General features: G+C 63.8%; 12 protein-coding genes and 1 pseudogene. 3 read left to right on the plus strand and 10 right to left on the minus strand.

Annotation, left to right across the window (positions count from 1 at the left end; translation table 11 throughout):
* Positions 1 to 3: 3 nt before the first annotated feature.
* Positions 4 to 663, minus strand: a pseudogene (locus AC3ISA_RS02460) (IS5 family transposase); the annotation flags it as partial.
* A 189-nt stretch (positions 664 to 852) separates the two neighbouring features.
* Here AC3ISA_RS02460 and AC3ISA_RS02465 point away from each other — a divergent pair.
* The gene (locus AC3ISA_RS02465) at positions 853 to 1,665 is read left to right on the plus strand and encodes a tetratricopeptide repeat protein (RefSeq protein ID WP_489179193.1); all 813 of its coding nucleotides are present in this window, start codon (positions 853 to 855) and stop codon (positions 1,663 to 1,665) included.
* Here AC3ISA_RS02465 and AC3ISA_RS02470 read toward each other — a convergent pair.
* From AC3ISA_RS02470 to AC3ISA_RS02510, 9 genes are all read right to left on the minus strand, one after another.
* Positions 1,662 to 2,189, minus strand: a complete 528-nt coding sequence (locus AC3ISA_RS02470; RefSeq protein ID WP_489179194.1) for a methylated-DNA--[protein]-cysteine S-methyltransferase — start codon at positions 2,187 to 2,189, stop codon at positions 1,662 to 1,664. The genes AC3ISA_RS02465 and AC3ISA_RS02470 overlap by 4 nt on opposite strands.
* On the minus strand, positions 2,173 to 3,264 hold the full coding sequence (locus AC3ISA_RS02475; RefSeq protein WP_489179195.1) for a bifunctional transcriptional activator/DNA repair enzyme AdaA: 1,092 nt from the start codon (positions 3,262 to 3,264) through the stop codon (positions 2,173 to 2,175). Before AC3ISA_RS02475 ends, AC3ISA_RS02470 begins: the two co-directional genes overlap by 17 nt.
* Positions 3,265 to 3,322: 58 nt before the next feature.
* Positions 3,323 to 3,532: a helix-turn-helix transcriptional regulator gene (locus AC3ISA_RS02480; RefSeq protein WP_463433898.1), complete on the minus strand. Its 210-nt coding sequence runs from the start codon at positions 3,530 to 3,532 to the stop codon at positions 3,323 to 3,325.
* Positions 3,525 to 4,226, minus strand: a complete 702-nt coding sequence (locus AC3ISA_RS02485; RefSeq protein WP_489179196.1) for a hypothetical protein — start codon at positions 4,224 to 4,226, stop codon at positions 3,525 to 3,527. The genes AC3ISA_RS02480 and AC3ISA_RS02485 overlap by 8 nt, the downstream gene beginning before the upstream one ends.
* Positions 4,227 to 4,294: 68 nt before the next feature.
* Positions 4,295 to 6,070, minus strand: coding sequence for an SLC13 family permease (locus AC3ISA_RS02490; RefSeq protein WP_489179197.1), 1,776 nt, complete (start codon positions 6,068 to 6,070; stop codon positions 4,295 to 4,297).
* 109 nt (positions 6,071 to 6,179) lie between these two features.
* Entirely contained in the window at positions 6,180 to 7,313 is a 1,134-nt protein-coding gene (locus AC3ISA_RS02495) for an HAAS signaling domain-containing protein (protein ID WP_489179198.1), read from the minus strand.
* Positions 7,310 to 7,645, minus strand: coding sequence for a PadR family transcriptional regulator (locus AC3ISA_RS02500; RefSeq protein ID WP_372693026.1), 336 nt, complete (start codon positions 7,643 to 7,645; stop codon positions 7,310 to 7,312). Before AC3ISA_RS02500 ends, AC3ISA_RS02495 begins: the two co-directional genes overlap by 4 nt.
* A 167-nt stretch (positions 7,646 to 7,812) precedes the next feature.
* Positions 7,813 to 10,884: a TonB-dependent receptor domain-containing protein gene (locus tag AC3ISA_RS02505; RefSeq protein WP_489179199.1), complete on the minus strand. Its 3,072-nt coding sequence runs from the start codon at positions 10,882 to 10,884 to the stop codon at positions 7,813 to 7,815.
* Between the two features lie 400 nt (positions 10,885 to 11,284).
* Positions 11,285 to 14,173 (minus strand): TonB-dependent receptor domain-containing protein, encoded by a 2,889-nt coding sequence (locus AC3ISA_RS02510; RefSeq protein WP_489179200.1) that lies wholly within the window; start codon positions 14,171 to 14,173, stop codon positions 11,285 to 11,287.
* A gap of 513 nt (positions 14,174 to 14,686) precedes the next feature.
* Between AC3ISA_RS02510 and uvrB the strand changes: the two genes are divergently transcribed.
* A complete protein-coding gene (gene uvrB, locus AC3ISA_RS02515) occupies positions 14,687 to 16,915 on the plus strand; it encodes an excinuclease ABC subunit UvrB (protein ID WP_489180067.1) in 2,229 nt (742 codons plus the stop codon).
* Between the two features lie 139 nt (positions 16,916 to 17,054).
* Entirely contained in the window at positions 17,055 to 17,930 is an 876-nt protein-coding gene (locus tag AC3ISA_RS02520; protein WP_489179201.1) for a DUF4062 domain-containing protein, read from the plus strand.
* Positions 17,931 to 18,129 lie beyond the last annotated feature (199 nt).

Raw genomic sequence — 18,129 nt, forward strand, 5'->3', positions numbered from 1 at the left:
AGTTCTGAGCCAAAGTCTTGTTGAAGCGAGCAGTACGGCGGCGAGGAAGTTGCGGGCGAGTTTGTCGAAGCGGGTGGCGACGCGTCGGAAGTGGTTGAGCTTGCAGAAGTAGCGCTCGACGACGTTTCGGTGTCGGTAGATGGCGGGGTCGATAATGGCCTGGGCTTCATTGCCTCGGTCGGCGACCAGAGCCTTGGCGGGTTTGAGGCCGTCGATCAGGGCCTCAACGGCGGCCTTGTCCGATGCCTGACCGGCCGAGAGCACGATCCGCAACGGCAGGCCGTCCTGATCGACCAGGGCGTTGATCTTGGTGCTCAGTCCTCCACGAGAACGGCCGATGGCGTGATCCGGACCCCCTTTTTTCACCGGCGGCGTGCTGGTGGGCCCGGATGATCGAACTGTCGATCACGGCGAGCTGGCAGACAAGGCCTCGAACACCCGGATTCAGACGCCTGCCTTGGCCCAGCGGCTGAAGCGATTGTAGACCGTCTTGTGCGGCCCATAGCGACCCGGCAGGTCCCGCCACGGCGAGCCGGTCCGCAGCACATAGAAGATGCCGTTGATCACCCGACGGTCATCGACGCGGGCCACCCCGCGCGGCTTATTCGGCAGCAGCGGCTCAATCAGACGCCATTCCGTCTCGCTCAAATCGTATCGCGCCATCCCAAGGCTCCTTTCAGGACCTCGAATCCCCGCACGCTTTATGAGTTCGGAACCTAGAGCGGCCGGCGCCAGACCAGGCCTCGCCAATTCCCTCAGGTTGCGTCTATGGTCGAGGGCCGAAGGGGAGAGCGGACAATGATGCTGAGGATTCTGGGATGCTGAGGATTCTGGGATGCTGAGGATTCTGGGATGCTGAGGATTCTGGCTGCGGCGCTTGCGCTATCGACGGCCGCAATGACGACGGCGCCCGCGCTCGCCCTTGCGACGGCCGCCGCCGACGCACCGCAGATGTCGCGTCAGGAACGTCAGGATCACGAACTCTTCGTCCAGGCCAACGCCGAGTTTCAACGCCGGGGCTATCCCGCCCTCGCCCGCCGCCTTCCGTTGCTTCGCCAGGCGCTGGACCGGATGCCTGCGGACTATGGCCAGTTGGTCGAACAGTCCGGTCAGCATGTGGTCAGGGTCACCGATCCGGGCGATGTGCTGATGATGATGATCGGTCTGTCTGCAGCCGCCGCCAAGGACGGCAGCACCGCCAAGGGCGCGACGGCGCTGCCGAACGTCTATGGCGACATCGCCCTGATGCTCGCCTCGGAAGCGGTCGAGGGGCGGCGCTATGACGAGGGCATCGCCTATCTGGATCGCGTGCTGAAAGTGCAGCCGAAGAACTGGCTGTTGCTCGTTGAAAAGGCCGCCGCCCTGCAAGGGCTGGCGCGCTGGAACGACGCCCTGGTCCTGGCGGACGCCGCCCTGGCTGACGACGACATGCTGATGGTTCTGCATCGCGGCCCGTTCCATCGCCGGCGCGGCTTCAGCCTGATCGAACTGGGCCGACTGGACGAGGCCAAGGCCGCCTACGAGGCCGCGCTCGAAATCGATCCGGCGGACGCAAACGCCAAGCGCGAACTGGACTATATCGCACAGCTGAGGGCCGGCGCCCCGCCGACCGCGCCCCAGGTGATCTCTCCCCTGTCGCCAACGCCTCCACCGCCGACCAGCTAAAGCAACCGGCCGCCGGCCTCGTGCGCCAGCAGCCAGCGCTTGCGCTCCAGCCCGCCGGCATAGCCGGTTAGCGTTCCGTTGGCTCCGATCACGCGGTGGCAGGGCACGATGACGCCGACGGGGTTGGCGCCGTTGGCCAGGCCAACGGCCCGCACGGCCTTCGGCGCGCCGATCGCCGCAGCGAGCTGGCCGTAACTGCGCGTCTCTCCGGCCGGTATGTCGCGCAGGGCCTTCCACACCGCGCGCTGGAACTCGGTGCCGCCGGTGCGGACCGCGATGGCGTCGAAGGCGGTCAGGTCGCCGCCGAACCAGGCCTCGACCGCCTGGCGCACCGGCTGCGGCGCACGGCCTTCAGTCAGCACGACCTCGCCATAGTGGCGGCGCAGCAGCAGCCGCAGCCGCGCCTCGTAGTCGTGGAAATCCAGCGCCCGCACCGCGCCGTCCGCATCAGTGACGACCAGCACCTCGCCCACGGGCGACGCGATCCGGTCCAGGGTCAATTGCATATCAGGCTGCTTCTTCATCTCGCCGCTCCTCGATCAGGGTCCAGTACAGGGCGCCATAGGCGCGCCACGGCCGCCACCGCTCCGCGCGCGCCAGCAGTCCGGCATCCGTCGTCGTCAGCCGGTCGCTGGGCGCATCCTCGCCCGCATCGATCCAGTCGCCCGCAGGCCGCAGTCCCGGCCGGGTCTCGACGGCCGCCCGCAGGACGGGATCGGCCGACAGGTCGCGCGTGATCGCTTCGGGATCGGCGGCGAGGTCGAACACGCGCCGCACCCGCGCCAGAACGCCGGGCAAGGCCTTCAGCTCGCCGACCCGCGCCTCGACCGACGCCTTGCCAGTGGCGGCGTGACGCACCGTCACCGACCCATCCGTGCCGTCCACGTCGGCCCGCAGCCGCCGGATCCAGACGCCCTCAACCACCACCTCGTCCGCGACGCCGCGCATCGCCAAGGTCGTCATCATGCTGGTCCAGTCATAGGGCGGGCGATAGGACAGGCCGATCTTGACCACCCCGCCCGGCTCGCTTTCGACCTTTCGTCGCCGCAGGTCCGACGGCGCCCGGCCATACAGAGCCTGGAAGGTCTCGTTGAACCGCCGCACGCTGCCGAAGCCGGAGGCCATGGCCACCTCGGCCATCGAAAGGTCGCTCTCGTGGATCAACTGTTTGGCCAACAGCACGCGCCGGGTCTGGGCCACGCTGACGGGGGCGGCGCCCAGATGCTGGCGGAACAAGCGGCGCAGTTGCCGCTCGCCCATGCCCAGCCGTGTCGCCAAATCTTCCGCATTGCCAGTATCCAGCGCCCCGGCCTCGATCAGGGCCAGCGCGCGGTTGACCGTGTTCGACGTGCCGCGCCAGGCGCCCATCTCGGGCGCGGTCTCGGGCCGGCAGCGCAGGCAGGCCCGAAGCCCCGCCTCCTCGGCCGCCGCCGCCGTCGGATGAAAGATGACATTCTCCCGCTTCGGCGTTCTCGCCGGACAGACCGGCCGGCAATAGATCCCGGTCGAGGTCACGCCCGTGAAGAAACGCCCATCGAAACGCGCGTCCCGCGCCACCACGGCGCGCCAGCAGGCGTCCTGATCCAGAGGCTGTTCCATGAGGACAGGATGCCCCCGCCGCCCCGCGATGTCTCGCGGTTTTCGGACATGGATCGGATCAGTCCTTGAGGAAGAACAGCCCCTCCACCGTCGTCTCCAGCGCCCGCGCCAGTTCCAGCGCCAGGACGGTGGAGGGCACGAAGACGCCGTTCTCGACCGTATTGATGGTCTTGCGCGACACGCTCGCCTTGTCGGCCAGGCCCTGCTGGGTCAGGCCTGCGGCGGTGCGCAGTTCCTTGAGCCGTGACCCCAGTCTTGGATCACCCATCGCGACCGGCCTCCCGGTCCAGCCAAGCGAACCGCAGGCCCGCCGACGCGCCGCCCAACGCCAGCACATAGGGTAAGGCCATCACGCCATAGTCCGCGCGCCACATTCCCAGACCCAGTGCGACCGTGACGCCGCTCATCAGCACCACGAAAGCCAGAATGATCGACCGCGCCCTCATCACCTGGGTCAGCTCGTCCTCCAACAGGCGGCGGTTCTTCTGCGCATGCCAGTCCCAACCCATGACGAGGACGGGGATCAGCCAGCCGTACAGGACCGGAGTCAGTATCTGGATGTAGGCGCCGAAGTTGTGGTCCCCGCCCAGCACCCTCAGCATGGCGCTGTGGGCCTGCACTATGAACATCAGCATCATCACGGGATAGATAATCAGCTGTCGTGTGCGCACGCGCTGCAGCTTGTCGCGGCGCGACCCCTCTCCGCTTGCAGCGACATTGATCGGCTGGCCGGGCCTCCCGCACCAGGCCATAAGCCCCCCCACGATCAAGAGGCCAAGACCGACGCCCGCAGCCACATCTGCCGTCGTCGCTTGATCGCCGTCTGCCCCGACTAGAACGGCGAAGCCAGCGCCATTGACTAGGGCGGCGGCGCCGACGACCACAATCGCGATGCCGCCCCACCAGTATTTGCGCCGTTCCGTTTTCACCCGTAGCACGGCAGCGTTTTCGTCATTGTTCATCACAGCCTCCTGAAGTAACCTTGAGGTGACATATCACCTATAGGTTACACGCCGTCAAGAGGCGACTGTCACATGGGCCAGAACAGCAGGATCGTCGGCGGGCCGATGACCAGCACCAGCAGGCTCAAGGGCGCGCCCAGCTTCGGATAGTCCGAGAATTTGTATCCGCCTGGCCCCATGACCATGGTGTTGCACTGGTGTCCGATGGGGGTCAGGAAGTCGCACGCGGCCCCCACCGCAACCGCCATCAGGAAGGGGTCGGGCCGATGGCCCAGCTGCTGGGCCAGAACACCGGCGATGGGCGCCACGACCAGCACCGTGGCGGCGTTGTTCAAGAAGGGCGTCACCGCCATCGACGCGGCCATCATTCCCGCCACGGCGACCACCGGCGGAATGCCCTCGAAAAGCCCCTTGAGATGACTGGCGATCAGGTCGGCGCCGCCGGTCTGCTGGATGGCGTCGGACACGGGGATCAGCGCCGCGATCAGAACCAGCAGCGGCCCATCCAGCGCCGCATAGGCATCTCGCATCCGCAGGCCACCCAGGGCGACGATCACCACCGCGGCGCCGAAGAAGGCGATGGCCACGGGAAGGATGCCGAACCCCACCATCACCATCGCCGCCGCCAGCACCACCGCCGGCAGGTATTTGCGCCTCTTGCCGCCCAGCCGCACCTCGCGCTCGGCCAGCGGCAGCAGTTGCAGCGCCGTCAGCACCTTGGGCATCGCCGCCTCGGACCCCTGAAGCAGCAACACATCGCCCGCCTGAAGCTTGGCCGTTCTTAGATGCTGCGTCAGCTCATAGCCGCTGCGCGACACCCCCAGAAGGTTCAGACCGTGCTGGCCGTAAAGGTCCAGCTGGCGCACGGACTGGCCCGTCAGCGGGGATTTGGCGCCGACCACCGCCTCCACCAGATTGACCTCGTCCTTGGCCTGTTCCAGCAGCACCGGCCGGTCGCCCCGCACCAGCGTCAGCTTGGTCGCATCGATGAAGGCTTCCAAGGCCTCGTGGTCGCCCTTCAGCAACAGGGTGTCGCCCGGCTGGACCACGGTGTTGCCACGCGGCCTGGCGCGCCGCTTGCCGTCCCGGATCAGGGCCATGATCTCGACCGCGTCGGGCGCCAGCGCCACCAGGGCGGTGATCGTCGTCGGCGACCGCATCCAGTCGTCCGGCGCACGCGCCTCGGTCAGATAGGCGTTGGCCGAAAGGGCCGCCGACAGGCCCAGCGCGCCGGTTCGATCCTTGGGCAGCAGCCGATAGCCGAACGCCAGAAACGCCAGCGCCGCCGCCGTCAGCGCCAGACCGACGGGCGCATAGTCGAACATCTGGAATGGTTGGCCGACGATGTCCTGACGCACCTCCGCGACCAGGATATTGGGCGAGGTGCCCACCAGGGTCACCATCCCGCCCGCCATGGCGCCGAAGGCCATCGGCATCAGCAGGCGCGACTGGGGCGTGCCGGTCCTGCGCGACACCTGAAGCGCCACCGGCATCATGATCGCCAAGGCCCCGACGTTCTTGGTCACCATGGACAGCAGGGTCACCGCCGTCGTCAGAACCGGAACCTGGCTGCGCTCGGTCTTCAGATGGGGCAAGACCCGCTTCAGCGCCATCTCGACGATACCGGACCGGGCGAAGGCCGCCGACACCACCAGGGCGCAGGCGATGATCACCGTCACGTCGTTGGCGAAGCCCGCGAAGGCGTCCTCCGCCGGAATCACGCCGACGGCGAGACCCGCGACCAACGCCGCCAGCGCCACCAGGTCATAGCGGAACCGACCCCAGATGAAGGCCGCCACCGTCAGGCCGACCAGGCCGAACGCCAAACCCTGTTGTAATGTCACGCGATGATCCCGCCCCCGTTGCGGCCTGAACGGCGCCGCTTGGCCCCAACGGTGCAGCCGTCCGAAGGTTCAGCAATCAACCGTCGGAAAGGGGTTATCTATCGCCCCCTCACCGCCCGACGACCAGTCGCGCCGCCGCCCGGACCACCCGCACCACCTCTGCCGCGAAGGCCCAGACCACCACGACCATCAGGATCGTCGCCAGACCGCCCGAATCCTCGCGAGAAGGACCGATCAATATCCGCACCCGCTCAACGAAGTCGGTCACTGTCCCGACCCAGATCAGCGGCGACAGCGCCGACCAGAACCAGACCCACAACAGGCCCCAGGCGGCCGCGATCCCGAACGCCAGATCGCCCAGCGCCGTCACACGCACATTCCCGCCCGAGGCCGCCCGCATCATGTCGAAGCCGACACGGCAGGCCGCGAACAGGGCGACCGGCCAATAGGCAGCCCGCACCATCTCGCCCAGAATCCGCCCGTAATCGACGCCGTCGACGACGCCCGCCAGATCCTCGGGCCGGATCGGCGCGACCTGCAGCAAACCCGTCCACCACAGCAGCACCACGGCCCAGCCGATGGCGCTGGCCACCGCACGGGCCACGGGCGACATCTCGGCGCTCTTGCGGACGTCGGCGCCCGGTTTGGCCTTCGGAGAAGACCATTCGCCGCGCGCCAGCCTTTGGCCCCACTGGTCGGCGTCGAAGTCGCCGCCCAGTTCGAACAGGCCCAGATCCTTGACCCGCCACTTGGCGATGAAGTCCGGCTTCTTCTCCTGCCGCTCCAGCACGAAGCCGGCGACGGTCAGCAGTCCGATGATGGTCACGGCCCCGCTGAACAGGCTGGCGATGCCTTGCCCGATCGCCTGGCCCACATAGACGTCGCCGACCAGCACCCGCACGGCCAGCCCGACCAGGGTCACGCAGGCCATGACCGACAGCCCGACCTTCACCCCGAACATCCACCAGGGATAGAGCTCCGGCCCGATCAGCGCCTGAGGCCCCGAGCGATAGCGCGCCGCCACTGTCAGGGGATGACCCACCTCGCGCAGCAGGGCCTCGACCTCGTCGTCGCTGGGCGCACGACCCAGCCGCGCCTCAAGCGCCTCCAGCCGATCCATGATCTCGTCGCGCAGTTCGGCGACGATGTCGTCGCGACTGTCCTTGGGCAATTGCGCCGCCAAGGCCTTCAGATAACGTTCGACCAGGTCCATGCCCGTCTCTCCCTCTTTCCCGGTGTTCACAGCATCTTCTCCAGCGAGGCCGACAGGCCGCGCCATTCGGTCGCGAGCCGTTCCAGCATCGCCTCGCCGCGCGGCGACAGGCGATAGAAGCGCTTCTTGCGCCGCTCCTCCTCGCGCCATTCGCTGTCGAGCAGCCCCTGGCTCTCAAGCCGGCGCAGCAGCGGATAGAGGGTGCTCTCCTCCATCTCGACCCCGACCTCGCCCAGGGCGACCCGCAGCGAATAGCCGTATTGCTCGCGCCTGAGGCTGGCCAGCACAGCCAGGATCAAAGACCCCCGCCGCAGCTCCAGCCGCAAGCTCTCGAACAGCAGCGCCTCGTTGTTCTCGCTCACGCGCCATCTCCGTGCGTCACATAGTGTGTGATACACAGTGTATGGGACATACTGTGCGAGGGAGTCAAGCCTGGCATTGCGCCGTCTTGTCTATTCCGGCGCCCGGACAAAGAAAAAGGGCGGCGGACCGAAGTCCGCCGCCCCTATTCAGTTTGAGACAGTCGTTCTTAGAACGACTTGGAGACGTTGATGAATGCGCTACGTCCAACATAGTCGTAGCCGGAGTACAGAACGGTATCGCCAACCTTGTTGTAGGCGCCCTGCGAGATCGGCGGCAGATCCGCGTCGAACAGGTTGCGAACACCAGCGGTGATCGTGATGTCGTTCATCGAGTACTGGGCGGAGATGTTGTGCGTGAAGTACTCGTCAACATCGAAGACGTAGTCGGCCAGACCCGTGGCGCCGACGAACGCGGTCGAGTCCATCGCGTCGATCCATTCCACGCCATAACGAACCCGGTACGGACCCCAGGCGTAGCTGACATTGCCGGTCGCGGTCCACTCGGGCGAACCCAGGATTCCCTTCTCTTCGCGGATGGGATCATCCGAGAAGAGCTGGCTGTAGATTTCCAGGAACTGAGTGGCGCCCAGGTTCACGATAACGCGGCCCGGACCGATGTCTGCGTTCCAACGCGCGTTGTAGTCGATGCCGCGAACCTTGTCGGTGGCGACATTGGTATAGCTGTCGCGAACCGTCAGAGCCTGCGTTCCAGCGTTACGCGGATCGATCAGACGGCAGAAGCCGTTGTCGGCGGTGAAGTCGGCCGGGTTGGAGTCGTAGCAGCGCGACAGGATGTTGGCGGAGCCAATACGGCTGACGCCGTTCTCGACGGTGATCTCGTAGTAATCGACGGCGAACGAGAGGTTGCCGAAGCCCGACGGAAGGGTCGGCTGCAGAATTACGCCGGCCGTGAAGTTCTTCGAGGTTTCAGCCGCCAGAGCGCCCGAACCCGCGCCACCCGAACTGATGACGGTGATGCCGTTCGTGGCGCTGAAGCCGGCCGGCAGGCCTTGGCTGGCGCAGTTGGCTGCACGGTTCGCGAAGACGCCCGGAGCGTCGTAGTTGTTGCAGGGATCGCTCGACTGGTTGAGGAAGCCGCTCGTTGCGCCCTGGAACTGTTCGAACAACGCAGGTGCGCGGTACGACGTGCCATAGGTGCTGCGAACCGACAGCCACGACACCGGCGTATAGACGAGGCCGGCCTTGTAGGTCGTGTCGTCGCCGTAAGAATCGTAGTCGGTGTAACGACCCGACAGGTTCAGGCTGAGTTCCTTAGCGAAAGGCAGGTTTGCCAGAAGCGGGATTTCCAGCTCGCCGAAGACTTCCCAGACCTGGTCCGAACCGCGCGTGGGCGCCGAAGTCGTCAGGTTGAACAGGTTGCCGTTGACGCTGTCCACAGGCGGCGAGTCGTTGATCGACGCATCACGCCATTCAGCGCCCAGGAAGGCGGTGACTTGACCGGCAGGCAGGGTGAACAGCGGACCGTCGATACCGGCCGAGATGGTCTTCTCTTCATACACGGTGGTGCCGGTCACAGGGCGGAAGACGTAGTCTTTCCAGTCCTGCGGCAGGGCGCCGCCGATGGTCTGGCTGGTCAGGAACGGCGCAGCGATACAGCCGGCGGTCGGGTTGGTGATGTTGACGGCGCAGGTGACCGAGCCCTGGACACCGGTCGGCAGAATGCCGGTGCGAACCAGGCGGGCGGGCGTGCCGGCCGGAGCAGCCACGACGTTCAGCGAGTCGCGCAGACGGTCGGTCAGGAACGATTCGAACACATAGGTCGAGTTCGAACGCGCATAGCTGGCGTAAACGTCATAGCGCCATTCGGGCAGGAAGAAGTCGCCACGGATGCCGGCGGTAGATTTAGTGAAATCGACCTCCTGCGTGCTCGTGTCGTTGCCGAATCCGATGAAGGCGCGAACACCGACTCTGGTTGTGGGCGTCGCGGAAGTCGGCTGAGCAGCCAAGAAGTTGCTGAACTGGAGGTTGCCGGGGATCAACAGGCTGCCCCGGTTGTAGTCGAGCGACAGTTGACGGAAGCCGGTCTGGCTCGACTTACGGCGGTTCACTAGGAATTCGCCGTAGAGTTCGGCGTTACCGAGCGCCTTCAGGTCGTAAGAGCCTTCGAGGAAGGCCGTGCCGACTTCGACTGGCGTGGTCAATGAGCGCTTCAGGATACGCGGATCGAATGTATCACGGACATTCAGGTTATTTGCGCCGCCACCCACGCCTTCAAATCCGACCAACCCGGTCGTCACTGCAGAGTTCGGGCGGAACCGGTTGAAGAGTGTTCCAACCGCACCAGCGGCCCGAACGCCAGCGACGTCTACGGTGCCAGTGACGCCATCAGTATCGACACCGATGGTGTTGATCGTCACGCCGTTCGAGCCGGTGCCGGTGACCGGATAGCATTTACGCTGGCCGGTCAGGGGATCGACGAAGTCGGAGAAGGCGCCGGTCGTGCGGTTCAGGCGGTAGTCGGTGTTGCAACGCGTGAACTCACGGTCGCCGAGGGTGATTTCCTCGCGGTTGTAGTATTCTGCCGAGCCGGACAGGTGGAAGCGATCGCCCTGCAGGCCAGCGACGACCGAGTAACGCGTCTGCTTGCCGGCGCCGTTCGCTTCCATAGGAGCATTCAGCTGGGCTTCGAGGGTGATCCCGTCGATGTTGTTGCGCGTGATGACGTTGACGACGCCGGCGACGGCGTCGGAACCGTAGATCGACGAGGCGCCGTCCTTCAGGACTTCGATGCGCTCGATCATGGCGGTCGGCAGGACGTTCAGGTCGGCCGAGCCGACGGCGCCGCGCGAACCGGCGGGCGCAACGCGACGGCCGTTCAGCAGGATCAGGGTGCGGGTCGCACCCAGGCCGCGCAGCGACAGGGTGTTGGCGCCAGGGCCACCGTCGGTCACGAAACCGCCGTAGGAGTTGTTGATCTGCGACGAGCCGCTGGTGACGGCGGTGCCTTGCAGCACTTCGGTCGTGGAGGCGAAACCGGCCAGGGTCGACTCTTCGCGCGTCACGACCTGAATGGGCGACGGCGAGTTGTAGGTGTCGCGGCGCAGACGCGAGCCGACGACCACAACCTCTTCGACGTTCGTGGCGTCTTCGGCTTCGGTCTGGGCGTTCGTGCGGGTGGTGGTTTGTGCGGATGCGGCCGATGCCGAGCCAATGACCGCGACGGCAGCCAGGCCGGCGACCATCGTCGAGCCTAGAAGCTGGTTTTTCAATTTCAGCATGTGGTTGTACGCCCCTCTTCGTGAATCTGAACGATCCGTCGTTTGCCAACGACCGAGTCCATCGGTCCTTACACGAAGGCCGATACGAAGCGACAGCGGGCCGGTCGCCTTTTGGTCACTTTCCGACCACCGGCGTTACATTTCCGCCACATAACGCTGATGTGACAAATGCGTCAAAAATGCGTGAAATGCAGGATTACGCGCACGGCTCGTTCACTGCCAGTGCTGATACGTGGACGTTTTTTTGAGCCACAACGTAAGCAGTGACTTTTTCGGAAGTGAACATTTTCGTGCGATTTGGGCGGCGAAGCTTGGCGTCTTGAGGCCGATGATTTTGCATTCAAGGCCAAAAAAGGGCGGCGGACCGAAGTCCGCCGCCCTTCCCAAACCAAGATCGCCCTTAGAACGATTTCGTCAGATTCACGAAGGCCGTGCGTCCCAGATAGTCGTAGCCCGAATACAGCGGAGCGTTGCCGACCCGGTTGTAGAAGCCGGACGAGATGGTCGGGGGGTCTTCGTTGAACAGGTTGCGCACGCCAGCGGTCGCCGTCCAGCCATTGGCCGAATATTGCACCGACGCGTTGTGCAGCCAGTAGTCGTCGACTTCCAGATCCAGATCGGACGTGACCGGATCTTCTTCATAGTAGGCATAGCTGTCGGTGCCCTGGATCCACTCGACGCCGTAACGCACGCGCCACTTGTCCCAAGCGTAGGAAACGTCCGTCGTGCCGGTGAACTCCGGATTGTTGAGCATACCGGTGAAATCTACCAGCGGATCTTCGGCGAACAGTTTGCTCGATATTTCCGTGTACTGCGTCACAGCCAAGTTGAACAACGCCGTGCCGGGACCGACATCCTTGCGATAACGCACGGTGTAATCCAGACCCTTAACATTGTCGGTGGCCAGGTTGATGTAGCTGTCCTGGACCGTCAGGCTGTTGTCGACCGTGCTGCGCGTGACCAGACGGCAGAAGCCGTTGTTGGCGGCGAAGTCGGCAGGGCTGGAATCGTAGCAGCGCGTCAGGATTTCGGCTGCGCCCGTCCGAGAGACGCCATTGTCGACCTCGATTTCGTAGTAGTCGACGGCGAAGGACAGATCGCCCCAGTTGGACGGCAGCGGCGGCTGGAGGACCAGGCCGACCGTCATGTTTGTCGATGTTTCGGCCGACAGACCGGCGTCTGCGCCGCCCGAAGTGACGACACGAACGCTGGTGACCGACTGGAAGTCGCCCGGCAGGCCTTGGGCCGTGCAGTTGGCGACCCGGTTCGGGTTCACGTTCGGCGCGCCGTAGTTGTTGCAGCGATCCAGCGTGTTGGACTGGAAGCCGGTCGTTGCGCCCACGAACTGTTCGAACAGGGCGGGCGCGCGATACGACGTGCCGTAGGTGCCGCGAACCGTGACCCAGTCGATGGGACGATAGACCAGACCGATCTTGTAGGTCGTGTCGTCGCCGTAAGAGTCATAGTCGGTGTAGCGGAACGAACCGTTCAGCGTAAGTTCCTTGGCGAACGGCATATCCGCCAGGATCGGTGCTTCGATCTCGCCGAACACTTCTTTCACCGAGTCCGAGCCGCGCGTGATGGACGAAGTCGAGAAGTTGTAGGTGTTGCCCAGTTGGCTATCGAGACCCGGCGTGTCGTCGATTTCCGATTCACGCCATTCGGCGCCGAAGAAGCCCATCACGCGACCAGCCGGCAGGCTGAACAGCGGACCATCGATGCCGAAGCTGACGACCTTCTCGGTGAACTCGGTCGTGCCGGTCACCGGGCGGAAGACGTAGTCGACCCAGTTCTGAGGCAGCACGCCGCCGATCGTCTGAGTGTTCAGAACCGGAGCGGCGACGCAGCCGGGGTTAGCGCCCAGTTGAGCGCACTGGAACTGGCCCGGCGCGGTCTGGACGACATCCAGGCTCTCGATCAGGCGATCCGTCAGGAACTGCTCGCTGGTGTAGGTCGATTTGGAGCGCGAGTAGCTGAACGATGCGTCGTAGCGCCATTCTGGGATGAAGAAGTTACCCTTGATGCCCGCGACATAGCGGCCGAAATCGACTTCCTGCTCGGATTGGTCGTTGCCGAAACCGATGAAGGCGCGCACGCCGACGTTCTGGCCCTTGTTCAGGCCTTGATCGGCGAAGACGACGCTGTTCTGGAGGTTGGCCGGGATCAGCGGGCTGCCGACGGCATAGTCCAGCGCCAGTTGGCGGTACCCAGTCTGCGAAGACTTGCGGCGGTTGAACAGGGCTTCGCCATAAATCTCGGCATCGCCGAGCGCCTTCAGCTGATAGCCTGCCTCGCCGTAAAGGGTCGTGATCTCGACCGGCGAGATCAGCGACTTGTTCAGCATGCGATCTTCGAAGGTGTCGCGCACATTGACGTCGTTGGCGCCGCCGCCGACGCCTTCGAAGCCGATCAGACCCGTGGTGACGGCCGAGTTCGGACGCCAGCGGTTGAAGGTCGTGCCCACCGAACCGGGAGCGCCGACGCCGGCGATAAGGTTGGTGCCGATCGTGTTGATCGAAACGCCATTCGAGCCGGTCGTGGTGATCGGATAGCATTTCGACTGGCGGGTCAGCGGATCGATGAAGTCCTGACCGTTGCGGAAGCCGTCCGTCTGGCAACGCGTGAACTCACGGTCGCGCAGGGTCAGTTCGTCGCGCTCGTAGCGCTCGACCGAGCCGGCGGCCCGCCAGCGATCGCCGCTGGTTCCGGCCGTCAGCGACAGACGGGTCGAACCGCCGGCGCCATTGGCTTCCAGCGGCTCGTTGCGCTGGGCTTCGATCGTCACGCCGTCGATGTTCTTGCGGGTCTGGATGTTGACCACGCCGGCGACGGCGTCGGAGCCGTAAACCGACGAGGCGCCGTCGCGTAGGATTTCGACGCGGTCGATCATCGCGGTCGGCAGCACGTTCAGGTCAGCGGCGCCGACAGAGCCGCGCGAGCCGGCCGGCGAAACGCGACGGCCGTTCAGCAGCACCAGGGTGCGGCTCGGCGACATGCCGCGCAGACCGATGGTGTTGGCGCCAGGGCCACCGTCGGTGACGTAGCCGCCGTAGGAGTTGTTGATCTGCGACGTGCCGCCTGTGACGGCCGTGCTTTGCAGCGCTTCGGTGGTCGAGGCGAAGCCCTGAAGGGTGGCTTCTTCGCGCGTCACGACCTGGGTCGGCGACGGCGCATTGTAGTTGTCGCGACGAATGCGCGAACCGATGACGACGACCTCATCGACGGTCGACGCTTCACCGGCTTGAGCGACGGAAGCATCCTGTGCCGCAGCAACGGATGGAGCGAACATCGCAAGCGATACTGTAACAATTCCGCCGACTATGGTCGACGCAAGGAGATGGTTCTTACGGTTACGCATACGCCTCATTCACAATCTGTATTGACACGATACTTAACGACACCCGCGTATCGCGGATATGTATCACCGATATACGTATTATATCGATTGTGTGACAGCCCTAGGCGCAACCAAGAACAACCACAACTGAAAAAGTCACACAAAAGTTCGTAACGAGGTCAAATTAAGCGCAAAATGCCGCAGTTGAGGCCGCAACAAAGCACGATGTTTTTACATTGCGACGTTTTCTGGCCTTTTTTACTCCCAACATCCGAGATGAACCGTCTTGGCGCTCTGTGCGCTATGGCGTCATTCCGTAGCGCTCACTAAGTTCTGTTCATGAACCGTTCTTCGACGCCGAAGCCCGCCGCCGCAAAGCCGGCCAAGCCTGTTCACGTGCCCAATCCGGGGGTGCAGGAGGCGTCGGCGCAGTTTGTGCGCGATACCGGCAAGCCGGCCAAGGCCATGCCGATGTTCGCCCCCGTCACCGGCCCGCGCCTGACGCCGGAGGAGCCCATCGCGGCCCCCGCCGACTGGGTTCCGCACCGCCCCTCGCACGAGGGCAAGAAGAAGGGCGGCCGTTTTCGGCTGGAGACGAAATACACCCCCGCCGGCGACCAACCCACAGCCATCGCCGAACTGGTGGCCCAGGCGGGGGAAGGTGACCGCGATCAGGTGCTGCTGGGCGTCACCGGCTCGGGCAAGACCTTCACCATGGCCAAGGTGATCGAGGAAACCCAGCGCCCGGCCCTTATCCTGGCCCCGAACAAGACTCTGGCGGCCCAGTTATACTCCGAGTTCAAGAGCTTCTTCCCGGACAACGCCGTCGAATATTTCGTCAGCTACTACGACTACTATCAGCCAGAAGCTTATGTCCCGAGAACCGATACCTACATTGAGAAGGATTCGTCGATCAACGAGCAAATCGACCGGATGCGGCACTCGGCTACTCGGGCCATACTAGAACGGGAAGATGTCATCGTCGTGGCGTCGGTGTCCTGCATCTACGGCATCGGGTCGGTGGAGACCTATACGGCGATGACGTTCACGCTGAAGGTCGGGGACCAGATCGACGAGGCGAAGCTGAGGGCGGATCTGATCGCGCTGCAGTACAAGCGCAACGACCTGAACTTCGACCGGGGGATGTTCAGGAAGCGCGGGGACGTGATCGAGATCTTCCCGGTCCACCTGGAGGATCGGGCCTGGCGCATCAGCCTGTTCGGGGACGAGCTGGAGGCGATCCAGGAGTTCGATCCCCTGACCGGCAAGAAGACCGCCGACCTGACCGAGATCACCGTCTACGCCGCCAGCCATTATGTGACGCCGCGCCCGACGCTGAACCAGGCCACCAACGGCATCAAGGCCGAGCTGAAGGAGACGCTGGACTGGATGGTCGAGAACGGCAAGCTGCTGGAGGCGCAACGCCTCGAACAACGCACCCGCTTCGATCTGGAGATGATGGAGGCCACCGGCAGCTGCGCCGGCATCGAGAACTATTCCCGCTGGCTGACCGGCCGCGCGCCGGGAGAGCCGCCGCCCACCTTCTTCGAATACATCCCCGACAACGCCCTGCTGTTCGTGGACGAGAGCCACGTCACCATCGGCCAGATCAACGGCATGTTCCGGGGCGACTACCGCCGCAAGTCGACGCTGGCGGAATACGGCTTCCGCCTGCCCTCCTGCATCGACAACCGCCCGCTGAAGTTCGAGGAATGGGAGGCCATGCGCCCCCAGACGGTGCACGTCAGCGCCACCCCAGGCCCTTGGGAGATGGAACAGGCGGGCGGCGTCTTCGTGGAGCAGGTCATCCGCCCCACCGGCCTGATCGACCCGCCGGTGGAAATCCGTCCGGTCAGCGGCGTGACCCGCAACCAGGTCGACGACGTCATCGACGAGGTCAAGGCGACGACCGCCAAGGGCTACCGCAGCCTGGTCACCACCCTGACCAAGAAGATGGCCGAGGACCTGACCGAATATATGCACGAACAGGGGGTGCGCGTCCGCTACATGCACTCCGACGTGGACACGCTGGAGCGGATCGAGATCCTGCGCGACCTGCGGCTGGGATCGTTCGACTGCCTGATCGGCATCAACCTGCTGCGCGAGGGGCTGGACATCCCCGAGTGCGGCCTGGTCGCCATCCTGGATGCGGACAAGGAGGGCTTCCTGCGCTCCGAGACCTCATTGATCCAGACGATCGGCCGCGCCGCGCGCAACGTGGACGGCCGCGTCATCCTGTACGCCGACCGCATGACCGGCAGTATGGAGCGCGCCATCGCCGAGACCGACCGTCGCCGCGAACGCCAGGTCGCCTACAACACCGAACACGGCATCACCCCCGAGAGCGTCAAGCGCGACATCAAGGAGATCATGGCCGGCCCCTATGAGTCGCGCGAGATGGACCGGATCACCCGGCCGGGCGTGGCCGAGGCCTCCAAACCCTTCGTCGGCTCCAACTTCCAGGCCGCCCTGCGCGACCTGGAAGGCCGCATGCGCGAGGCCGCCTCCAACCTGGAGTTCGAGGAAGCCGGCCGCCTGCGCGACGAGATCAAACGCATGAAGCTGATGGACCTGGAGTTCGCCAACGAAGCCCTGACCGGCGCGGGGGAAACGGTGGACAAGTCCGCGCCCAAGCGGTGGCGGGCGGATGCGGCGGCGGAAGCGCAGGAGCGGTTCAGGAAGGGGCGGTTGTAGGGTGAGCGCATTAAGATGGCGCGACAACCAAGAGGAATGGATATTATCGTGTAACCTAAGCTAGTTGACTTCTTGCGGCCGACAACATCCCTTACGTGCTATACGCACACGCTCAATTAGAACCTTAAGGCGCAGCTGGATGGCTTACACTGCAAAAATGATACCGATAATGCTCGCGTCTCCAGGCGACGTGCTAGAAGAGAGAAGCATAGCCAGAGATGCAATTCACGAGTGGAACTATATACATTCGCTATCCACACAGACTGCTTTAATGCCCGTAGGTTGGGAAACTCATTCGGCACCAGATTTAGGAGGGCGCGCTCAAGAACTTATAAATGATCGCGTGCTCGCCGACTGCGATCTTCTAGTCGGAATTTTTTGGACACGCCTCGGCACTCCAACTGGCGATTCAGCCAGCGGCACAGTCGAAGAAATTCAAAAGCATTTGGACGCCGGAAAGCCTGCAATGGTTTATTTTTCCTCTGCGCCGGTAGCTCCTGAAATTTTGGATCCAGCTCAATACGCTGCCTTAAGTGAGTTTCGGGATTGGTGCAAAGATAAAGGCATTATTGAAACATATTCAAACTACTCAGATTTTCGAGAAAAATTTGTAAGGCAACTTCAAATTCAGCTACGCAAAAATCCCTATTTGATCGAACTTTTATCCACTCAAGCTAACACCGATGCCAATGGGTTAGGGAGCGCCGCAATACCCGCACCCGCCCAGACCCCAGAATCGCTCATTTCAGCCGAAGCTAAAGAGCTTCTTCTAGAAGCGACAGCAGGCAATGACGGCATGATCATGCGTCTGGCAACATTGGGTGGTCGCTACGTCCAAGCAAATGGCAAGTCATTTGGAGACCCTCGCGATCGTAGATCGAATGCAAGATGGGAATACGCCGTCGAGGAACTCGTTGATCAGGGCTTCTTGATAGCCAGAGGCGTCAAAGGCGAGATCTTCGAAGTGACCGCCAAGGGATACGATGTGGCCGATCGGTTGCGCGCAGCTCTCTGAGGATTGCTAGGCACCAAAGGCCTAAAATCGACACTTGGGTGTTGAGGATGCTGTCAACTGTCCGACTTTGGTCGGCATTGCAGCGCGAGTCAGGACTTGGGCCTTTATCGCCATTTTGATTCCTTCTCCCCTTGCGGGAGAAGGTGGCCGAGCGGAGCGAGGTCGGATGAGGGGTTGCGCGGTCTTGGACGGTCAATGC

This window comes from Brevundimonas sp. KH_058 (genome assembly GCF_057838505.1).

Coding starts and splice junctions, on each gene's coding strand:
- AC3ISA_RS02475 (WP_489179195.1), bottom strand. CDS start 3,264: ATGGAACAGCCTCTGGATCAGGACGCCTGCTGGCGCGCCGTGGTGGCG.
- uvrB (WP_489180067.1), top strand. CDS start 14,687: ATGCCGATGTTCGCCCCCGTCACCGGCCCGCGCCTGACGCCGGAGGAG.
- AC3ISA_RS02480 (WP_463433898.1), bottom strand. CDS start 3,532: ATGGGTGATCCAAGACTGGGGTCACGGCTCAAGGAACTGCGCACCGCC.
- AC3ISA_RS02505 (WP_489179199.1), bottom strand. CDS start 10,884: ATGCTGAAATTGAAAAACCAGCTTCTAGGCTCGACGATGGTCGCCGGC.
- AC3ISA_RS02485 (WP_489179196.1), bottom strand. CDS start 4,226: ATGAACAATGACGAAAACGCTGCCGTGCTACGGGTGAAAACGGAACGG.
- AC3ISA_RS02510 (WP_489179200.1), bottom strand. CDS start 14,173: ATGTTCGCTCCATCCGTTGCTGCGGCACAGGATGCTTCCGTCGCTCAA.
- AC3ISA_RS02520 (WP_489179201.1), top strand. CDS start 17,055: ATGGCTTACACTGCAAAAATGATACCGATAATGCTCGCGTCTCCAGGC.
- AC3ISA_RS02465 (WP_489179193.1), top strand. CDS start 853: ATGCTGAGGATTCTGGCTGCGGCGCTTGCGCTATCGACGGCCGCAATG.
- AC3ISA_RS02470 (WP_489179194.1), bottom strand. CDS start 2,189: ATGAAGAAGCAGCCTGATATGCAATTGACCCTGGACCGGATCGCGTCG.